The following is a 21,853-nucleotide window of genomic DNA, read 5'->3' on the forward strand; positions in this document are numbered from 1 at the left end:
TAAACCATTCAGCTGTTATTTATGACACATAAGAATTGAGCGATGCTTTAAGCAAGCCATCTAATGCGATTTGAATACGCTCATCCTTTTCGTCTTTCAGGCTAAGGTACAGCGATAGATTATCCACATAGTCTTTGGTGATGGTATTTTTATCTTTTCTGGTGATTAACCCAGGGTCATACCGCCATAGCTGCAATACCCAGAAATCCTCAAAAAACAGATTTTCATTTTTGCTGTTGTGGTTCTTCCATGTATTGGCTGCCGTAGCGATGACAGGTATAGCTGGCTCACTCAACAGACTGGTGTGACTTAACGCCGATTCGCCCGCATAAACTGCCTTGTGTTTTTTGAGCAGTTTATCTGCGTCCGTTTTTTTAATGGTTACGGTTTTTTGTACGGGCGAAACCAGATAAGCGAAAGCCTTCTCCCACAATGCCACGCCATCTTCGTTAAATGTCAGGCGCTTCTCCCTACCCACTGGCACCGTCTCAGCAAGCTCCAGCTCAACCAATTCGTTAATCGCGCGGCTGAGGGTCATCTTGCTGTAACCCAATTGCTCGGCCAACACCAATGCTGACTTCGGCTTTGGGTATAGTCCGATCAAAAAGCGTAACAACAGCACTTGCGCTACCGGGCTCAACTGCTCCACGGGCCGCTCATAAGACTTCTTATAAAATTCACTGAGTACGGTGGCGAATTGTGGCAGGTACAACTGTTTTTGCGGTACCACGAAGGGGACTTTTTGCTCGATTAAGCGTTTACGGTTTGCAGACGTTATGTTCTCCAATACCACAAACACCTCACCGTCAAAGGCTTTGCGATAGGCCTGCAGGTGTTTGGCAATAGCGGCGGGGGTATCGATTTCATGGGATACATGGCAGGCCATCAATGTTGGGGTGCCGTCCAACGCGAGGGTATACCCGCGATAGCGCTCCTGAAGATAGAAAGGTAAGGCTTTTGCACCTTGCCAGGCCTGCAGCCTGCCAATAGCCTGCTCTCCCAGAGCATCGCCAATATAGCGTTTGGCCGCTATCGCCAGCGGGTGTTTTGGTTCAGCCATGGTCAGGAAATCCGCTTAGTAACATGAAAATGCACAGTAACATCATCTATGTTACTGTGCAAATAGTATGTTACTGAAATACTAGGGACTCAGACTGGTAGAAATTACTTTACATATCAGGTAGTTAGAGTCACCCGGCACGCTATCTCGGTAGCCTTCTAGTGAAAAACCTAATAACGCTCAGAGGGAAATAACAGTTTCAGCATCCGGTCATCCGCCATTAACACATAGGAATCATCATATTGGCTGCCGTCGTAACTAGCGCTTTCTACTCGAAAGAATTTTAATGAATCGGGAACACAGAATAGGGCATTTTCCGGCTTTAACAAATCAAACGGATTTTCATTTAATTCAACAAATCCATCGTTAACACCTGAATATTCTGGAAACAATGAAATACACTGCCCTTCACCATCGTTTTGCACAGAAGAATATTTAATGCCATTAACTTGCTTGGATACCTTTGTCCGAAGGTATTCAAAAATAACCTGAGTTGCCAGATAGTCGTGTTGATCACCTCTTCTTGAGGGGCGTGACAGTTGAAACACCAACTCTTTAAAGAAGGCGCGTGCATGAGCTTGCTTCTGATAATTCTCTGCGAAAACATCGCTCGGCGGCTCCATATCAGCCAAAGCATTTAAATCCAACAATTTCAGTGCGCGGTTTGGGCGAAACTCAGCCGAAACCACCGCATCGCCCACCAGAGGGCGCAACTCACTCACGCAAGTATCACGATCAAATGCGCCATAAAACGCCGAAACTCCTGCTGGCGTCATGCGTTGCGAGCCTGCTAACTCACTGGGTACAGAACATAACTGTTTAACGGGGTCTTTGGAGATTTCTTTCAACTCGCTTTTACTAAATGCGATTCTGGCTCTGTATATCGATGTATCAAGAGCAACCTCTCTTACCACACTTTCAGCCAGCTCATCGCTCTCGAACATTCCCGCAAACAGATCATCGCAAAATTCTTTTGCTTCCTTATTAAAAAAGCGCATGCCATGCCTAACCGATCTATTGAACGACTCCCATCGATACTCAAACTCATTGAGCTCATCCAAGTGACCATCGTCTAGCACATACAAAATATCGAAGCCCTTCGCATCTTTATCACTCGGCAACGTATCGCTAAACGATTCCATGTAGCCGTCCACGGCGAATCGGCTAAAATCTTCAAAGACAGCCCATAATTCAAGCGCTTCCAATTTTCCCGAATTTACTTCAAATATTTCTGTTTGATCCCAATCACTGAGCTGATCGGTTGTTACGAGAAAGTTATCGAAGCGGCTTTTCATAAAATCACCAAGCGCATCATCCTCAACACACATTGTCTGAGCGTTGCAGTATGTACAAGTGCCAGCAGACCCTTTGCTTTGGATAAAGTCTTTTAACGAAGGCTTGTAGACGCAAGTTGCACAAATCATATGGGTAAGCGCGTTTTTCCGGTTAACAATTCCTGCATCATGCCTTGTTTGATGTGGCGGGTTTTGGTGAGGCGTTGTTGCAGGGCTTGTATATCGGCGTCCATGTCGGTCAGGATGGTGGCGATGGCGGTTTGTTCTTCTTTATTTGGCAACGATAACGAAAGCCCCCTAAGCTGAGTTCCTGTAATCAAAGGTTGCCCAGATCCAAAAATTAAATTATTTAAGTTCTTACTGATTAGCCAATATCTAAAAAATTGCAATTCGCAATCGGGGTTTAATCTAACAATAATCGTATTATCCGAAACCCCATATTTTCCACGCACATAACTCAATCTGCCAGCATTAGCCCCAACACGTGCAACCAAAATGGCCTCCCCCTCATACTCTGGATATTCACAACTTCCGATTAAGCCAGTAGAACCATATAAAGGAAAATCGCCTTTTGACTTGGTGCCAGTTCTTCCTGATCCAAGGTAATCAACACAGTCACCCAAGCAATGAATTTCCCAATCCTCTGGGATTTCGCCGAGTTCGGTTTGTTTGTAGGTTTTTGGGGTGCCGTCGGGGTGATTGGCAAACGCTGGGAGGCGGGTGCGGCCGGTGAGGAGTTGTTGCATGGTGGCGGTTTTGATCGCCTGTTTTTTGCTGATGAGCTTTTCCAGCTCGTTAATTAATGCATCGACATCGGACAAGGCATTGGCGATAGCGGTTTGTTCTTGCTCATCTGGGAAAGGAACAGAAATAGTCTTGATAAGGTCGGTGTTTAAATTTGGCTGCCCATTCCCTGTTGCTACCTTGTCATGAAGATCTTTTGTTTTCGTATTGATGAAATGAACAAGGAATGATTTATCTCCTAATTTTTGATTGATAATAGCTGCTACACCATCATTTGCGCAGCATTTTAAATCAAGAATTTTAGCAACTCCCAAGGTCGCGCCACTATTCGAAATTATTAAGGTGTTTTTCTCAAGAATTCTACTGTGTTTAGATCCAAGCTCAGTCAACATTGTGGCTGTTGTAACCACACGTTGTTGAGACTCAGGAATATTGGTCAGAGAAGCCACGGTAAGCCAAGGCACGAACTTCCCGTTGAAATATTTTGGGTCACCGGCTGGCCTTGGCGATCCACCTCGAACAATATCCCCCAACTCCCCTAATCTTTTACATTGCCAATCTTCGGGAATTACCCCAACTTCAGTGTTTTTGTAGCCCACAGGCACTCTAGTATCAGCCTGCACCACCAAATACTCCGCACTCGATTCCGCCACCTGATCCACATTACATCCGCTATCCATGCCTCTGCCCTGCGGGTTGCCGCTACCGGCGTTCAAATTTTTTCCTGAAAAATTTGTCATCAAACCCACTCCAGGCCCATGGCTTTTAAATGCCCCGCCACTTTGTCACTCAACGCTTCTACATTCTGCGAAATTTGCGGTAGCGGTTCGGCGTAGCGTTCTTCCAGCTCTTTAACACGGTTGGCGAGTTGCTGAGTAATGCGTTCGATTTCGGCTTGAATATGGGTTTGCAAGGTGGCTAACCATTTGTCTTGCACAATCAGCGTTTTGATCTCATCTTCACTTAATGTGGCGTAGTGTTTAAAGACGGCGAGATCCAGCGCCTCTTGATGTTCTTTAAGGGATTTTTTGCCGTCGGTTTCACTTTCAAACAAGTACTTGGCTTTTTTCAACACCTTAATTTCATCGACATCGGTGCCGACTTTTAAACGCGCGGCAACGGTGGCTTTGGTGACCTTGTCTTTGTCGTTGAGGGCATCGTTTAACAAACCTTCGTCACCGTTGGCTGAACCAGATGACGTGTGCTCTTCAATAAACGATTCTAACTCTTGCGTAGTAGCATCGAGTTCGCTTTGAATGGTATCGATGGTGGTTTGTTCGGCATGAAAATAACGGGCAATAATTAACGCCGGTGGTATCAGTTCGGCTTTGAATTTGGATTTTTTAATAATTAAATCCGGCACTTCTTTTAGCTTTTCACCCTTTTCAACAACAAGTTCGCGCAGGGCTTTGCCCGCTGCCCAGCCGTCTTGCACCAGCACCCAGACATCGTCTTGCATAATGTCGGCCCAGTAATCCATAAGGATTTGGTAGACATCGTATTTATTGAGCAACGGGGTTTGTGCGTAGCTTTGCAGTAAGTCTTCACTGATGCGATGAATAATCTGCTTAGGCAGTTCGCCGATTTGAATGTTGTGGAGTTGTGCGCGCTCACTCCACTGCAAAAAGGGTTGCAAGCTTTGCTCGGCAAAGTGTGTGAATTCGGGGTGATTGAGTATGGTGCTTTTTACCTGGCTGGCGCTCACCAGTGCTTTGCTATAACCGTTGCGATCTGCGGTAAACAAGCTGCTGCGAATACTGGGGAACACTTGCCAATATTTTTCCAGCGTTTCGATATCGCGATTGGGAATACCGCCTTGCAGGTGTGCGCTTAAATCGTGCAGGTCTTCGGGTTCGCTGGAATCGATATAGCGCGGGATATTGAGGTTGTAATCGTTTTTGGCGATGTCACTCAGATTAACCATGCGGCTGTAGCGCGGCAATTCGATTTGCTTGTTGAAGACATCGACAATTTTGTGAATATCCTGGCTGCGCAAACGATTTTTGTTGCCGTCTTTTATAAAGCCTTTGCTGGCATCAATCATAAAGATGCCGTCTTGTTTATTCGCTGCCTTGCCCATTACTGCGGCGGCTTTTTCTTCTGCATCGTTTACAAGTGCTCGGTGGCGCGCGCTTTCTTTATCGATAACAATAATGCAGGCGGGAATACCGGTGCCGTAAAACAGGTTGGCGGGTAAACCGATAATGCCTTTGATGTAACCCTGCTTGAGTAAATTCTCGCGAATGCGCGCTTCGGCATTGCCGCGAAACAATACACCGTGAGGCAAAATGACCGCGCCCTTGCCGGTGCTTTTTAAACTTTTAATGATGTGCAGTAAAAAGGTGTAGTCACCATTTTTTTCTGGCGGAATGCCCCAGGTAAAACGGTCGAACTCATCCTGTTTGGGGTTAATGCCACTGGTCCAGTTTTTGTTGGAAAACGGTGGGTTGGCTACGGCGAAATCAAAGGTAGCGAGTTTGCCGTTGGCATCTTTCCATTGCGGGTCTGCAAGGGTATTACCTTTCCAGATTTTGGCGGTGGCATTGTTGTGCAGAATCATATTCATGCGCGCTAAGGCGCTGGTGGCGTTATCCATTTCCTGGCCGAAAATAGATAAGCCGCGCGGCGCTTCGTCGCTGACTTTTAATAATAGGGAGCCTGAGCCACAGGTGGGATCGTAGACGGTGGTGTCTTGCGAGGTATCGCTGTGAATACCAACCACTTTGGCCAATACCCGTGAGACTTCGGCAGGTGTGTAAAACTGCCCTTTACTTTTGCCAGATTCGGTAGCGAAGTGACGCATGAGATATTCGTAGGCGTCACCGAGCAGATCGTCACCATCCGCGCGGTTGGACGATAAATCCATTTCCTGAAAAATACCGACCAGTTTTGACAAGCGGTCGACCATGTCTTTACCTTTGCCGAGTTTGTCTTCGTCGGCGAAATCGGCAATGTCGATCACGCTTTTTAAATCATTTTCTTCGGCGAGTTTGCCAATGATTTTATTGAGCTTGTCGCCGATCTCTTTATCGCCTTTTAACCGCACCACCTCGTCAAAACTGGCGCCTGCTGGTACCACAATCAAACTGTTACGGTCGCCTTTGAATTTGTCGGATACGTACTTCATGAATAGCAGGGTGAGCACGTAATCCTTGTATTGGGAGGCATCCATACCGCCGCGCAGTTCGTCGCAGCTGGCCCAGAGGGAGGAATAGAGTTCGGTTTTTTTAATTGCCATTTTGACTTCTTTTTGTAATGCAATGTAGTTGCATGGATTATGATTAACGATGAAAAATTTTTATTTGAGCAATGTTTTTATCGGCTGGGTAGGTTACAGCAAATCCGTCTTAAGGCCAGCCGCTTTCAGGCGCTGGGTTAAATTACGCATTTTACTGAACTCGGTACCAAAGCTGGGCCTGAGACCCACCCCTTCACAGAATTCTTTGGCCGTTACGGTGTTTAGCTGATCGGCGTATTTAATCATTTGCAGGTGCAGCTCCAGGGTGTACTGATTTCGCGGCGCTGCGTCCAACGCATCGCGAATGCGTTTATAGATTTGGGATTCGGTCATATTTAAACCATGAGGCATCTATTTATATAATTTAGCTAATTTATATAGAAATCCGCGCTGGAGCAACCCCAACACGCGTAATAAGGCGAAGGCGCCATGTAAGGATACAAACTTTGAGAAAACACTTACCCAGACACCTACCCTAAACACGCCCCAACCCCATCACAACTCTGTCACCCAATTCTACCCACTATCCTACGCCCCATGCTAAAGTCCCCCGCCTAACATCCAACATACATCAATAAGGATATTGACTATGCCAGAATTGGTTATCCCTACTAGTACTGCTCGTGCGTCTGAGCTGTGCGGTTCACAACCTGAAAATATCGAACAGTTTTTAGCCTGTAATAGCCACGTTGGTGATCAGCAACAGTGGTTGCCGCCGCATCTCGCCTACGACGTGTCGGGCTTACCCTCACCATTATCCGATGGTGTGACTCGCCAAATTAACCAACTTCCCGCCTATCAGCGTTCTAATTTATCTTCATGTGTCGATACATTTGGCGAAGAAACCTCTTTACTCGCACGCTTTTATGAACGCCACATCGAACCGATCGATATGACTGCAGTGTCACAAAATGCAAATGGCGTGGGTGGTGTGGGGACCGCTGTATTGAGTGGCCGCACCGATAGCTTTCAAATGGCACTAGAACATTATCAGCGCACGTTAATCGATTTAAACAATGCAAACGGTATTGGACGCGTTGCGGCACAAACCCGAATCGAGCTACGCGACAAAGTTAAGCAAGCCTACGATACCCTCAACCGCTACTACCAACAGGAACTACGTCGCCTTGTTCCCGCCAGTAGCTTTACCAAAAACAAGGGCACCGCGCTGTCTAATGCAGATCGCGGTATCACGCTTGCAGAACGCAGTAGAGGCCGAGGTATTCACGTCGCCGATATGTATGAAGGGCAACAAGTCGGTAAGTTAGCCAAAGGCTTACGCTATGCTGGACGCGGAGCCATTGTTCTGGATATTGGATTTAGAGCAAACGCGGTGCAAAACAGCTATGCCAATGGGGAAAACTGGAAGCGGGAAATGGCTGTGCAGACCGGCGGATTTACAGCGAGCACACTTGCGGGCGCCGCCGTTGGCCGTGCGGCCTTTTTAACCCTTGGAAGAATTGCATTGATGGCAACGCCTTGGGGGTGGGGCATTCTTATTGCGTCCACTGTCATCACAGGTGCGGTACTGGCGTACCAAATGGACCAAGCATCACAGCACCGAATAGGCAATGCTTGGGATCGCTGGATAAGGTAACTTTCAATGAGCTTGCTAGCCTTGTACGAACTTGTTTTTGTTTTCGCCATAATAATTGGCACAATAATGTGGATTCTCAGTGTACCAACAACTATGCGCAAAATTGACAAGTCAATTGTCGCCAAAGGTAAACCTCGGCCATGTCAATGGGACCCAATGTTCATCCGTGCTCTCCTCTACGCTTGGCCAGTGGCTTTACCAGCGAAATTTTTTAAAGATTTGGATGACCGAATTGTAAATACAGCTGATGTAAAAGAAGCAATCAATGCCTTTGACCGCATCGTTTCAAGCCTACTTCTAATTGCATCATTTACGCTGGTGATATGTTTATTGATAGACTGGGTTTTCAATTTCTGATTGCTATTAGAGTAACAGGTTAGCAGCAAGTTAAATTTAAGCATAATCTTATGCCAACCAATGAATACAAAAATCTTTGAAACCGTACTGTATGAAGAAGCAAAGTCTGCTTTTCAGGCCATTATCAACGATCATGGAAATGATCTATATGTATTGGGCATTTATCATTTTGGTGGGTGGGGCGGCATTATGCCGATGTTTAATACTCGTTCAGCACTACGTGATACGCAAGCGCAAGATCACACGCCTTATTTTGATGACAAAAAGTGTTTTGATTTAACAGTGAAATGGTATCCCAGCGATTTTATCGACTTCGAAGATTACAGTCATTACTTCTCAGAGAGCGACAACGAACTGCAAGCCTTGGAGCCGGATGACTTAACGATGGATCTTGAGGAAATAAGCAGCTGTTGGGACGACACTTTACGTGCGATGGAGCGAGTACTTATTCGTCTTAAGAAAGAGAACTTCTTCGCCACCATGCTTGGAAAAAACGAGTCACCGGCACTCTACCTAGCAACTACCGATGAAGATAACAAAGATCGACTTGAAAGTTTTTCCCGCATCAATAGTGAAAAGATCATCAACCACTATAAAGCCGATTTTGAGTATCTCATTGAAACGCATGAAAGTTGGGAGAGAGGGGCGTTTGAAGAGGCAATTAATCAGCGCTTCGAATGATCACAAAACTAACCCACCGCTCCCAGCTTTCACCATCGTTCGCAGCGCGTAACCGCTTTACAACAACGAGCACCGGCAAATAAAGAATAACGGGCAGCACGATGGTAACAGGAAGGCTTCCCGCCACGAGGGGCAGCACTATAGCCTGAAATAATTCCCAGTTGAGTGCGGTAACGGAGAACTCAATATTTTCCTGCGGAAGGCCCACCATTGCTAAGAGCTGCCTGCCTAGTAAATAGCACGAAATGGTAATTGGTCCCACGGTAAACCAATTGTTCGTAATCCAATTAAATAGGTACATTAAAGGAAAGTTCAAACGAAACACAAACGATATCGGTACTAAGAAGGGTGTCTGAAACCCAGGGAAGGGTAAAAATCCACTCGCGATGCCTAACACAATACTTCGCGCAGTCTGTTCGTTACTAATTTCACTGAGCAGAACCATCGATCGAAGTCGATCAATAAGCTTGACGGGTTTGCTTTAATCGTCAGCTGTCATGATGAGGTCTTAATGGAATCAATGTATTCAGCCAATACAGACAAAAAATCCCTCATGTCCTGTTCATTCAAATCGCCAATATTCGCAAGGCGGAAACAACGTAGTTTATCGAGCTTGCCAGGATAGATTGTAAATCCTCTCTCATAAACAAAGTCATGCATAGCGTCGAAGTCAAAGACGCGCCAAGCAGGCTCTTCGATTGGAGAATTGAAAGTATGCGTAGAGTATAACAATCGATACCCGCAACTTCGCGAACAAGATTTAGGCCGTTAGGAGTTGCACTCTATCGATTGTTGTAAACCAAATTGACTGTGCGCAAATTGATAGAACCCATAAGAGTTTAGCTTCACTGCATCAACAGGATTAACAGGAATTCTTTCTCAGCTGGCAACAAAAACAGATTTTTCGATATGATGTTTTTTCATCAAGCGGCCAAATACTCGGCGCTCTTTACCAGCCAGCTTTGCAGCTCGACTGACATTGCCGTGAGTATACTTGAGTAGTTGGCGGATATAGCTCACTTCAAAGTTGTCGATGACAGCTTTTTTTGCTTCTGCAAAAACCGGCACAACATCTGACGGGCTAACCTCATGACTTCTTGAAGACTCATCACCCGACAATTTCAGCGCGCTATCCTCTAAAGGATTAAGGTATCCAGCTTGCAGGGCCTCATCACAATCAACGCTTTCTATTGAGGTATCCAATGAGTTGTGCATTGAATAGCTACCGTCAGGCAGCATTCCTATAACGGCTTGGTCAGTTAATAAATAAGCTCGCTTCACATAATTTTCTAACTCGCGAATATTGCCTGGCCAAAGATAATCAATAAGCTTTTTCTTTAACGCCAAGTGAAAAATTTTCTTACCCTTCCCATGCTCTCTTGCACACTGCGTCAGAAAGTGTTCCGCAAGGAGGAGGATGTCAGATCGTCGATGACGTAAAGGCGGCAAATTAAGCGGCAGGGTATTTAGTCTAAAAATAAGATCCCTACGAAACTGCTTCTCATCGGCTAGTTTGTCGAGGTTGGCATTCGTTGCCGATATTATTCGGACATCTGTTTTTATAGATTTCGAACTCCCCACTGAGCGATATTGCCCGTCTTGGAGAAAACGCAAGAGCGCTGTTTGCGCTTTATGTGATAGCGAATCAATTTCATCGAGGAATAACGTACCGCCTTCAGCCATCGCAATTAACCCTCGAAAAGATTCCTTCGCATCGGTGAAAGCACCCCGGGCATGCCCAAACAATTCACTTTCTATCAAGCTATCGGGCAACGCGCCACAGTTGAGCGCTTGAAATGGTTGAGCTTTCCTGTCACTCGAATAGTGCAGAGCACGCGCCACCAATTCTTTTCCGGTACCGGTTTCACCGGCTATTAATACAGGCGCGTCAATATTCGCATAGCGTTTAATTTGCTCAATAATTGAAAAATATTCTTGTGATTTTCCAACCAGGTTTTTGTGTATTTTTTTTTCTTGATTTGAAACAGCTGAACTATTTTGACACAACAACGTCATACTTCGCTCTATGCGAATTAATATTTCTTCAATATCACAGGGTGCAATAACTATTTCAATCGCTACCTCGTACAACTCCGGACGAGCAGCTAAAACCGAGGGTTCCACTAGAAGAAGATTTATAAACTCACACTTTTTCGTACATGAGTCGATAATCGCTGACGGGGTACTTTGATCGACAAACAGTATTTTAGGTATAGAGGAATCGATACCTTCTAGGTGATCAATGTTACTAGCTGATAATGAGTCGACGCCTATCCCACTTTCCTTTAGCGTCGTTATTAGTGGGCGACTTTGAGACTCACCCCCACCGTAGATTGCGAGCACCTGCCTTATCTTTTCCATGGCGATTATCCTTTAGTCCTTTATCCATTTGTATGAAAAACTTCGCAGCAAATCAATTTGTCGCACCAAGTCACATACAGATGCATGTTACCTGGAGTGACATATCAAAAACGCGAAAATTTGGAGGACAATCTTTTTTAATTAGAATATTGGGTGACCGGGTTATTTGTACCCGATGTTTTGGCTGGAATCAATATCAATCACCAGACATCTGAGCTAGATCATAAAATAGAAGTAATGCCGCATTCTTGATACTTAGTTACTATCAGGCCACGGCACATTGTGTTAGCTAAGAAGAGCATGTTTTACATGCCAAAACCTTAGTGATTAACTATTGAAATTTATGCCTATTAAGCTGTACGTTTGCCAACTAATTAATAGCTAAGCCAACGCGCAGCTCTGATACTGGCGGGGATGCATCTCGCGCGAAAATCAATATTCAAAATTGAAATTAAACATTGCTCTACTTGAGTTGAAAAGGCTAACTATAAAGGGAAGTCAATAGGGGCTTCTTGCACACAACACGCATAGTAACGATCAAAAGAAACCTCTGGGTTTGGTATGGCAATAGCAGATGTAGGATTTTCAAGTGCAACCCAATACAGCTGTCGCTTTATACCTCCTAGCTGGCAAACAATAAAATCGCCATTGCGCAGTGTGCTGACGACGCGGACATCACTGCCATTCAAGTCATCTAACAATAATAGAGCGTCACCAGAGTCTAGATCGCTGCTCATATAATATTCATGAATACTGACCCAGTCAGATACACCATTTGGGAGGTCAAAACCACTAAATTCAATTCCCTCAGAGATTTTGCCACCATCCATATGCTGATAGAAGCAAGCCATACAAGGAGGTAAGGAGGGCAAGTATTTTAGTAGTGATTTTTTTCTTACAGGTGAATTTAAATCAAACCGCGGAATATTAAAAATTAGCTGTAGCTCGCCCTCAAGTGTTACTGACCATGAGTATATGTAATCTGTAACCGCCTCCCCCAAAAGAGTTTCTCGATTAACTACCAACTCCTGAAGCTGAACTCTATTAGTATCACATAGCGCTTTATACATATTTGGAAAATCTATTTGTAACGGTGAAAAAAAATCCGAGTTCCCTTTGTCAACAGCGGCCACCAACCCATCTGGAATTCTCTGAATAGCGCTTTCAGGGAAGTCAGAAGAGTGAGAATAATAATTGACATTTGAATGATTCAAAATTGACCTCAGTAATTTCCGTTCACGTTCAGCGTAATAGCTCTGCGATTTTTGCCTCTATGCGAGCCTTCGCTGCCGCTTGTTCGACAGCGAGCCAACGAACATAATTGGGATCCAGAGGATTACCATGATAACTTGTCCAATTACCGCCCACCAAATTCCCTTTCGATTCGTTTAGAGCCTTCGGCAATGGACGAATATTATCTACCACCCCACCAATGTCTTGCACAATCATCCGCTGCTGCGCTAGTGTCAGATCAGTAAATCCATCCAACTCCTTTATTTTACTAACAGGAAACAAGTGATCGGGTGACATTAATGTAGTTGAGGGCGGCGTAATATCGACGTTGGTTCTTGGGTCCCGGTACCGTTTGCCCTGTACTGCGTCGCGCATCGCTTGCGTTGTTGTAGGGAAGCCTAAATCATCTGCTCGATTAAGTAGCTGATTTAATATCCGACGCCGCGCCGCATCATCAGCAGCTTGTTGAAGCTGCACCACAAGTTCTCTTCGCTCTTGAGTACTAAGGTCCTGAAAAGCTTCAATTAATTTTCTATCTGCGCCATCAAACACTTGTACGATAGGCGCAGGGAAGCGTCGATTTGGCAAATCTACACCTAAGCCCCGAGAAGGCCTAGTGCCTGTTCCTGCCAAAGTCACATCCTCTATATGCCCCGGCCCCACCAATATCAATACTTTGGGGTTAAAATGCCCCCATAGGTAAAACATATACCCTTCGCGAGACACGGAAAAACCATTGAATCGTAAACGGCTTAGACTTTGCCTAAACTGTCGCAAGTTTCTAATACCAGCAGTTAAACCATCCTGTACTCCGTTGACGACTAGGCGGCCATTGCGAATTATTGCACCACCGACACGTCGCATATTGCGCGCACCATTTGCCGCACTGCGACCAAGCGCGCCGCCCACTTTTGCTGTCGCTTCGAAGCTTGGCACAAATGCTGATTTCGCCGCTTTGCCTGTCGCCCGAGCACTAGAGCGAGCACCAGCCCCGACCGCACGCGTGACGCCTTTACCTGCCGCCCGCGCCGCTTTGAAACCTGCTCGAGCGGATTTCACGATGGGACCAAGACTAAACATCAATGCAAAAACGAGTTCAATACTGCCAATCGCAAGCGCTTTAGCTAAGGCCTTAGACGAGCTAGCCACTTTACCGGCAATACCTAAACCAATGTACTGCCCAACCCAGGCGGTCATGCGAACTAGGGAAACACCGATCAATATGGCGGCGACAATTTCCATCACGGACGCTAAGACACCCAGGGCCGCACCTTCGGTTGCCACAATCACGACTATTAGCGCCACAATGGCAATAATGAGTGTTGGTATCAACCAGTGTTTGTTGCAGTTGAACCACTTGCTAATTCCCTTGCCCATTTGGCTCATTAAATAACTAAAGCGCTGCATCGCGGTGAAGGGGCCAAATTGCCTTGCAGCAGCAGGCACTTCTTGAGCGGTCGCCGGTTCTTCGGTTTTTTCTTTATCGTCGCAACTAATATCTGTTGGCTGATTAGCAAGGTAGGTTAACTGTTCCTCTGGATCTTCAGGTATAGGTTGGAATACCTCCGGCATCACACCGCCATTGCTTTCATCGCCCATTTCGTTCTGGCTTAGTTCATCAGCCACGCCTTGGGGTGAAGCGATATCTTCCGGCATTCCGGCGCCAATAGACACCTCACCTCCATCAGGTACATTCAGTTCATGCAACAGCTCAGGATCCCAACTCGATATAGCGACAGGATCCACAACAACATCGTCATCAGTAAGGTTATCTTTACCCAATAACCCCAGAGCATCATCAATAGATTGTCCACTGTCTGCCTCTAACGCATCTTCGGGTAAACGTTCTATCGGTAGTGGTTGGTTTAAATCTTGCCCGACTAATTCCTCTTCGACCTTACCGATAAAATGATCGGGCATTTGCCACGCGGCGCGGACTAAATTGGCGATCCAGGTAAAGTCTTCACCTGTCATCATTTTTGCGATTCGATTGGCACCTTCGATCTTCGCATCTGGTGACATTTCTCGCAGGCTATTTAATGCTTCGATAATTTTTTCTTTGGCTTGCGGCCATGCGGGGCCAAACATGTCAAAGTCTGGCATGGCTCCAACGAACCAAATAGCCGTATCTAGCCACGAATTAATAATCGGCGGTTTGAAACAATCTGGGAGAATACGCCAAGCCCAACCTGTTAAGACAATGGTGAGAATCCACGGGTTCAATGGAAACATTATTACGGCGGCCAGCAGCACCATCAGTGGCGATATGATGTGTCTGTATGACAATACCAAGTCTTTTATATCGGTGAGAATGCCGACAAATGTATCGGCAACCCACGTAAAGGCAGCGCTTACAGCGTCGGCCAATGTGCGGAACATGCCAGCCAGTGCTCGTAGTACTGGCATCGCACCAATCGCAGTTAGCGCATTGGTAACAGCTGCGTTTATTGCTGCCGCCTGTGCCGTTAACCAAGTCGATGCTGAGGACAACAATAATTGGAGTGTTTCAAGACCCACGTGAAGAGTAGGCAAAATGTAGGTCGCTAAAATTTCTTTGGCGGTAACCACAACCTCTAGCTCGTTCCAGTTATCGACCACCCAATTCACGGCTTGCCATAACATTGGCACGCCGACGCCAATAACGACCACTGGGGCCATCGGCGTGAATAGCGCAAAAATTCCCGCTATAACTTGTAACGGTAATAACGCCGGTCCCAAAAATTCTTTGATGTCTTCCCACGCTTCAGCAGCCTTATCTTTTAGCCACGTAAGAAGATCGCCTGTTTCTGTCCAAGCGACATTAAATAGTCGTTTATACTCTTCCCAGATATAGCTGGCCATGCTGCGCAAACCAGCCGTTTGATTCCATAACCAGGTCGCGGTATCAGAAACCCATGTCCATGCCCCACCCGCCAGCTGTTCTATTGCCTTCCAGGCGGGTTGCCCGTAGTCATTCCAGAGGTCTCCAAAAAAATCTCCTGCCATGCCCAGCATTGCACGCAAGTCATCGAATGCAGGGCCTAGTAGTTTTTCCCCGAAGCCTTTGATTGACCGCATGGCCTCAAATAATGATTCGCAGTTACCCGCCGATAAATCCGTGGCAATTTGTTTAACGGTGCCCGTAAATTCTCCAAACACACTGGTCAATGCAGGGACGAGGCCTTCGGTTTGAATTTTAGAGCCAAAACCATTAAATAAATGATCCAAACCAGCAATAATTTTGTCTTTAATCGTTCCAACGATATCCCCACGCATAAACGACAATAGCTCAGGGGCAAACTCCTCTAGATAATCGAGCACAAAGTCGCGGGTACTTTCGTAGGCATCTACAGCTAGATCACCGACATATTCTGCACCGCGGGCCACGCCTCGCCCAACTGCTCGGGCACCAGATACCAGTGCGTCTCCCGCGCTAGATGCCTTATCAGAAACATAATTAACACCGCTATCCCACAGATCCAATACATCGTCTTCTAAATCGGCCTGCACATCGGGCGATGCAGGCGACACACGAATTGGGGCGGATGTTGACGCCGAGGCAGATAGGTCATGATGTTGAATAGCATTTTTTACCGCACCCTGCTGGATAGTATGAGCAAGCTCATGGGCGAGTAATTTTTTACCGTCGACACTACCAGGAACATAGCGCCCGTTTGCAAAGACAATGTGATTGCCATACGTAAACGCTTTCGCTCCAAGCTGTTGTGCTAAACGGTTTGCTTTTTCATCTGTATGGATACGCACATTAGAAAAATCATACCCCATACGTTGCTGATAAAATTCAGGGTCTTGTAGTTTATGACCTCCGTGTCGAATGGTTCGAATACCCTCCGCTATCCCTTGTGTATGGTGATACCCAATAGTGTGTGACTTATCCCGATGTGAACTACTTTCGTATACATCGTCCCGAAACTCATCCTTTTTTAGCTGTACTTCTTCTTCACACTGAGAGCAGACTCGTTGCACGCTTACCAAGGTATTTTGCAGTGATGGCGGTTTGACTCGTGTCTGTGAAGATTTTTGGTGACCGGATGCAGAATGTATCGACGTGGTTGAATCAGACGTTTGAGAGGAGCTCGGCGGTAATTTGTAACTTTCCTGCTGCGTTTTTTTAGCCGCCTTGTTGTTGCCTAGACCGGTATCGCTATGTGCACCGGAATAACCAACGGATCTTTCATGAACAGCATGACTAATAACCTGCTCAGCAATTCTATCCGCCTCTTTCTCTAGATGATCGTCCGGCTGGCCAACTTTTATATTGGCACTTTTAAGAATAGAGACAACGTTTTCATTATGATCAGACAGACGTGATCGTCGACTTTTTTTAACAGCAGTCGCTTTTTTGGGTTGCGTAGCTTTGGGAGTTTTTAGCGACGCTTCCACTTTATCTATCTTTTGAATTAGCAGTCATAATTGCCACAAACAAATGCGCGGTTTAGTTACCGCCTCCTTCAACAACGTTACCATTTACATCATAGGTTGGTGTTGATGCATACGCATCCGATCCTGCTGCCCGTACGCTACCCGTAGAATGACCTTCCGGCGTCACATCGATGGTGACATCACCCAGCGTCTCCATGCGTCCGGATTCAGTTAGCATTTCGATACGATACGTAATCGAACGAAGCCTTAAAGTTAATGGGTGGGTTTCTACAATAGTGGTCACATGCACCTGACCATTATTTTCAAATGCTTGATCTCTCAACCGACGCAAGAAACGTTCTATCCCTCGATTTTGTAAAATCTGATTAACAAATTCTGGGGCTAAACGAATTCCTCTTCCGCTTTCTGCACCAACTCCGGCACCACTCGCATGAGCGCGTTGCCAACCTTGGATAATTTGAACCGCGTACTCGCCAGCACTGAACATTAATCGCTCTAAACCTGCCCGCGCCTCTCTTCGACCAAGCCAAGCTCTCAAAACAACACGTGCTAACCCCTCTGAAGGCCTCTCAACTTCATAAACGCCGGAGGGCGGCGCTGCACGCGTCGGCTGGAGGCGAGTTGCTCTCGCCCCACGTGCTTCAGCTTCCGCAAGAGTCATTGACTCCCAGTATCTACCCGTCGACCCGTGATATCTCACGCCTGGAGGGTAATAAATATTACTGCGCGTATTAACCGTAACTTGTGTGGCAGGATCTAGCACTGGAACTTCAACAGGTATTTCAGGAGCGGCTTGAGGATAAGCGCTTTCAGCAACAGGATTGGCATCCGCTGCCGATGGCGCTTCGGAACTTTCTAAACGTGGTTCGGCAGGTACTTCAGCAGAAGGCTCGCTAGTAGTTTCTCCTCTCATTTCGGCAACCAAGCGAGACAACAACGAATCCCCTATCTCGGTCTCTGCCGCTTCAACATACGCATCAGGGTTTCGCATAAATGCTTCAAGCATCGCTTGTCGCTGTTGAGGAGTTAAACTGTTCGCATCGAAGGTTTCTGGCTCAGCCAAAAACAATCGAACCAAACCATCGCCGGTTCTAGCTCTCGCTGCACGGGCTCGTGCTGATAATTCGGGCGCAGTAGTTTCAGTCGCTGGTGTTTCTACTCTGGGTGTTTCGACTGGCGCAGCCTCAGCTGCCGGGGCTTCAACGCGTGGCGCTTCGACTTGGGGAGTTTCCATCTGAGGCACTTCTGCCGAAGGCGCCTCTACCCGTGGAGCTTCAACTGTCGTGCCACCATACCCAGACTCAAGCTGAGTGCCTTCCCTAACACCTCGCCCAACCTCCAACATTAGGCGCAGCGCTAAAGTACTACTTCGCCAATCGCCTAACCGGCCTCTTTGCCTTCCCCAGCGCGCCCGACGGCCATTACGTACACCGCGCACTACTCGCGCGAAGACACCAAATGTCATAGCCGCAGCGGTTAAATTAATTAGCTGCCTGACGGGTGCTGCAGCTTGATCCAAATGCACTTCCGATAATGCAGTGAGGTTCCCCTCTTCATCTTCCCGCACTCGACTTAGATGAAATGCAGACTCTCGCAACGCCTCCCAAGAATCCGATAAGAATTGCACGCCAAAGATGTACCCTGCAGCACGCAGCGCGACCTCTAACCCAACACCAACCAATGCAGCAAAACCACCTCGTGAGATAAGAGACCGAGAAAATGCATGCCCCACCATGAAAAATATTAGGACTCCGATTGTCTCTTCGATAGTATCGATAACTTCTGGCAGTAAACCCCGCTCGACACGTACTTTCACTTCGTCGATATGCCTCATCGCTGCATCGACGCCCTGAGCTACCATTGCACTTTCGTGCGTACCTAAAGCCTGCGCAAATAAATTTCCAACTAAGCGGTCAATTGCTTCATCACGACTCATGGTCTCATCAGATTCCATCGCTTCGCGGGTAGTATCTTCAGTTACCGCAAAACCGACAAAGCCATGATCCCGCCAAGCGATACCTGAAATACCACGCAACGGTAAGCCAAGATCATCGTAAAGTAGCATGCCGTTATTTCGATGAGCGATGCCTAAGATATTTCGCTCAGGAATGCCAAAACCAATACGCAATAAATTTGATTGCGCATTAACATTGCCCCGAGTGAATTGTTCTATAATTCGCTCGATTAACGACCCAAAAATATCGACTTGCTCACCACCGGCCCGCTGGAACTCCACCCAACCTTGGGTGAATAACATTGTTAACATTTCACGTAATGAGTCATCACCAATGATCGCTTGCAGCTCATCTGGTGTAAGCCCATTTGAGGCCATGCCTCGCATTTCATCGGTAACGGTCAGGCTAGTAAAATGCTCCATTAACAGTAAATAAAGTACACTTAATTCCGTATCACCCTCCATGACCGAGTGATCGGGCCTTAAAGGTGTTCGCGTGCCTTCTGCATTTGCTTGTTCTGTACCTGGTGCGTCGGGATTAGCGCCACCTTCGACCGTTACCCCTCCACCTATCGCTACGGACTCAGGCGGAATAGCAACTACCCCGCCATCAACATCAACCGGAACGATTGTCGAGTAATGTGTCTCCAACCAAGAAATAACCGATTGGTGAAACGGCAAGACCACACGCACGGACAAAGGACGTGAACCATATTGCTCGTCTCTTGGATCAATTCCACCACTAATTCTCAGCCCCGCTCCACCGCGATTATCAGCGAGCCAAGCATCCACAACTATCTGCGTCATACCATGGAAAGCGTGTTCCATATAAACACGAAAAACGGCAATCTCAGGGTCGTCCCACGTTCTCACATCTTCACGATTAAAGGTATAAACCCAAGCACCTGAATTTTCCCTACGAATGCGCATCTCTCCACGGGCCAGATCACTATCATGTTCATCAGTAGACTCTGGTGCTGCTGCTTCCGCAACATCTTGCCGTTGAATAAGATTACCCGCAGAATTTTGTTGAATGACATGCGTTAATTCATGGGCGAGCAATGTTTTACCCGCATCATCATCCCTATTTTGGCCTTGGCCAAAACCAATATTATTTTTATACGTAAATGCTTTTGCGTTGATTGACGCTGCGTACTGATGAACAGCAGGGTTATCATGGATTTTCACCTGGGAAAAATCATGCCTAAAACGCGGTTCAAAAAATTGCCGTGTTGAAGTAGACATAGGTCGTCCCCCCGTTAAAGGAGGTGATCCAGCTTCGGCTTTCGAATTGCCATGCTTCCCGGTTGTTGGTTGACGATGTAGTTCTTCTTCACATTCATCGCATAGCCGATGAATAGTTATTCCATCAATGTGTTGCGTCACTGGTGAATTAAATACTGAATTTCCCACAACTGCGTCGGCGACAAGATCAGCTTGCTTTTCTTGCGGGCTATTCGCGTCACCTATAGTCAGTTTCGGTTGAACTGCTGGACCGGGTTGCTCCGTTTCGGACGTAGCGCCTGGTAGTGGTAATACGGGACAATCTGGATCAGGCGGGTTTTGATCCGATGTAGACGCAACAAACCCCGAATAACACACAGGGTTTCTACCGCGAAGGCTGGTTGTCATCGAGGCCCCTGAAGGGTCGCCAAAACCAAATAGTAAATGCGACACTTCGTGTATTAATCCGATAGCGCGATCTTGTGCTGACATAGACCAAAAAGCTGGACATAGCACGATGGTTCTTGGCGCACCTCCGCTGGTACACACCCAAGCAAAAGCACCGTCACAGGAGTCATTGCAACTTCCTACCCGGGTATTTGCGGTATCACTAGTGCATAAATAACGAATAGACCGGTCAAAGAAGCGTTGTATGCGGGTTAGCCGGGCTTTAATTGTTCTCAGCTCCGACAATATTGCTTCGTCCTCGGTATCAAACTGGCTGCCAGAAAATCGCTCTTTATATTTCCCGTTGTCTAATTGTTCAGGCAATCCAAAACGTAAAAGATAGGCGTTGAAGCTTTTAGAGTTTGTCGGCCGATTACCCGATTCTAGCGCTTGAATATCAAATGTAAGTCGCAGATTCGCCATGGTAATCGAGCTACTCACCAACATTTCTGTCAAGGTAATAAATATTTCAGCGCTAGGTGGTGCACCATTAACACCGTCAGGACACAAGGAGCTACTTGATACACTTCGGTTCAAAGTCTGGTTCGACTCCGAAGATATTGGCGGGCGTGAGCCTAGCTTATTTTGTTGAATAACATGGGTTAGTTCATGTGCTAATAGTTTTTTTCCCTGTGTATCCTCACCGAATTGACCATTTGCAAAACCAATATGATTCCCATAAGTAAATGCACGTGCGTTAATGGAACTAGCATAATCTGCCGTCCCGCTATCACGATGCAATCTAACTTGACTAAAATCTGCACCAAAACGCGGTTCAAAATAACGTTTTAGATTATCGGGAATAGGCTCACCAGTGCCCATCTGAGGGGCAGAAGTAGGACTTGGGGTACTTACGCCATTTGGCTTTCTATGAAGCTCTTCCTCACATTCATTACACACTCGATCTATGCGTGGTCCCTTAGGCATTTCGGTACGGTTGATTTGCGTATTTTGCGCACTCGACTGGTCTCGATTACTTACAACAGCCTCAGCAACCCGATCGGCCTGCTGTTCACTGGGGTCTGTGGGCTGACTAATGGCTAATTTAGGTTGCACTTTACCTGATGTGGAATCCGCAATAACTTCACGAACGGCATCATGCTGCTCTGGACTATTTATGTCGGCTGCAGGTTTGTTTTTGCGTAATGCAGTTGCCGGCTTGAACCAATTAGTTTGCCCATAATGCATAAGTCTATTTCAACCCGAACCTGTGATTTTGCCCAAGTACACTATCGACATTGAGACGCTTATTACTGCTTCTTTTACAGCAAAACTGAAC

At 46.5% G+C, this 21,853-nt stretch carries 13 protein-coding genes; 3 read left to right on the top strand and 10 right to left on the bottom strand.

All coding sequences use genetic code 11. The annotated features are described in order from the left end of the window. Positions 1 to 19: 19 nt before the first annotated feature. The 5 genes from ACZ5NB_RS15845 to ACZ5NB_RS15865 form a co-directional block, all read right to left on the bottom strand. Positions 20 to 1,060: a MarR family transcriptional regulator gene (locus ACZ5NB_RS15845; RefSeq protein ID WP_460233235.1), complete on the bottom strand. Its 1,041-nt coding sequence runs from the start codon at positions 1,058 to 1,060 to the stop codon at positions 20 to 22. A 170-nt stretch (positions 1,061 to 1,230) separates the two neighbouring features. Next, a complete protein-coding gene (locus tag ACZ5NB_RS15850) occupies positions 1,231 to 2,484 on the bottom strand; it encodes an RES family NAD+ phosphorylase (RefSeq protein WP_460233236.1) in 1,254 nt (417 codons plus the stop codon). Next, positions 2,481 to 3,839: a restriction endonuclease subunit S gene (locus ACZ5NB_RS15855; protein WP_460233524.1), complete on the bottom strand. Its 1,359-nt coding sequence runs from the start codon at positions 3,837 to 3,839 to the stop codon at positions 2,481 to 2,483. Before ACZ5NB_RS15855 ends, ACZ5NB_RS15850 begins: the two co-directional genes overlap by 4 nt. Then, positions 3,839 to 6,337, bottom strand: coding sequence for a type I restriction-modification system subunit M (locus tag ACZ5NB_RS15860; protein WP_460233237.1), 2,499 nt, complete (start codon positions 6,335 to 6,337; stop codon positions 3,839 to 3,841). The genes ACZ5NB_RS15855 and ACZ5NB_RS15860 overlap by 1 nt, the downstream gene beginning before the upstream one ends. A gap of 93 nt (positions 6,338 to 6,430) precedes the next feature. Further along, the gene (locus tag ACZ5NB_RS15865; protein WP_460233238.1) at positions 6,431 to 6,670 is read right to left on the bottom strand and encodes an HTH-like domain-containing protein; all 240 of its coding nucleotides are present in this window, start codon (positions 6,668 to 6,670) and stop codon (positions 6,431 to 6,433) included. A gap of 256 nt (positions 6,671 to 6,926) precedes the next feature. Here ACZ5NB_RS15865 and ACZ5NB_RS15870 point away from each other — a divergent pair, with 256 nt between their 5' ends. From ACZ5NB_RS15870 to ACZ5NB_RS15880, 3 genes are read left to right on the top strand one after another with little or no spacing between them, the layout of a single operon-like run. After that, positions 6,927 to 7,934, top strand: a complete 1,008-nt coding sequence (locus ACZ5NB_RS15870; protein WP_460233239.1) for a hypothetical protein — start codon at positions 6,927 to 6,929, stop codon at positions 7,932 to 7,934. A gap of 6 nt (positions 7,935 to 7,940) precedes the next feature. Continuing rightward, on the top strand, positions 7,941 to 8,291 hold the full coding sequence (locus ACZ5NB_RS15875) for a hypothetical protein (protein WP_460233240.1): 351 nt from the start codon (positions 7,941 to 7,943) through the stop codon (positions 8,289 to 8,291). A 60-nt stretch (positions 8,292 to 8,351) separates the two neighbouring features. Further along, positions 8,352 to 8,972 carry a DUF4303 domain-containing protein gene (locus ACZ5NB_RS15880; RefSeq protein WP_460233241.1) on the top strand — a complete coding sequence of 207 codons (621 nt, stop codon included), beginning with the start codon at positions 8,352 to 8,354 and terminating at the stop codon, positions 8,970 to 8,972. Here ACZ5NB_RS15880 and ACZ5NB_RS15885 read toward each other — a convergent pair. The 5 genes from ACZ5NB_RS15885 to ACZ5NB_RS15905 all read right to left on the bottom strand — a co-directional run bounded on the left by ACZ5NB_RS15885 (position 8,953) and on the right by ACZ5NB_RS15905 (position 21,762). Then, entirely contained in the window at positions 8,953 to 9,417 is a 465-nt protein-coding gene (locus ACZ5NB_RS15885) for a DUF2062 domain-containing protein (protein WP_460233242.1), read from the bottom strand. The two genes, ACZ5NB_RS15880 and ACZ5NB_RS15885, sit on opposite strands and share 20 nt — an antisense overlap. 434 nt (positions 9,418 to 9,851) lie before the next feature. Beyond that, positions 9,852 to 11,333 carry a sigma-54 interaction domain-containing protein gene (locus ACZ5NB_RS15890; RefSeq protein ID WP_460233243.1) on the bottom strand — a complete coding sequence of 494 codons (1,482 nt, stop codon included), beginning with the start codon at positions 11,331 to 11,333 and terminating at the stop codon, positions 9,852 to 9,854. A gap of 485 nt (positions 11,334 to 11,818) precedes the next feature. Next, complete coding sequence (locus tag ACZ5NB_RS15895; protein ID WP_460233244.1) at positions 11,819 to 12,547, bottom strand: hypothetical protein; 729 nt, start codon at positions 12,545 to 12,547, stop codon at positions 11,819 to 11,821. Positions 12,548 to 12,575: 28 nt separating this feature from the next. Beyond that, complete coding sequence (locus ACZ5NB_RS15900; RefSeq protein WP_460233245.1) at positions 12,576 to 16,949, bottom strand: eCIS core domain-containing protein; 4,374 nt, start codon at positions 16,947 to 16,949, stop codon at positions 12,576 to 12,578. Positions 16,950 to 17,001: 52 nt separating this feature from the next. Next, a complete protein-coding gene (locus tag ACZ5NB_RS15905) occupies positions 17,002 to 21,762 on the bottom strand; it encodes an eCIS core domain-containing protein (RefSeq protein ID WP_460233247.1) in 4,761 nt (1,586 codons plus the stop codon). Between the last annotated feature and the right edge of the window lie 91 nt (positions 21,763 to 21,853).

Source organism: Aurantivibrio plasticivorans (genome assembly GCF_055392955.1).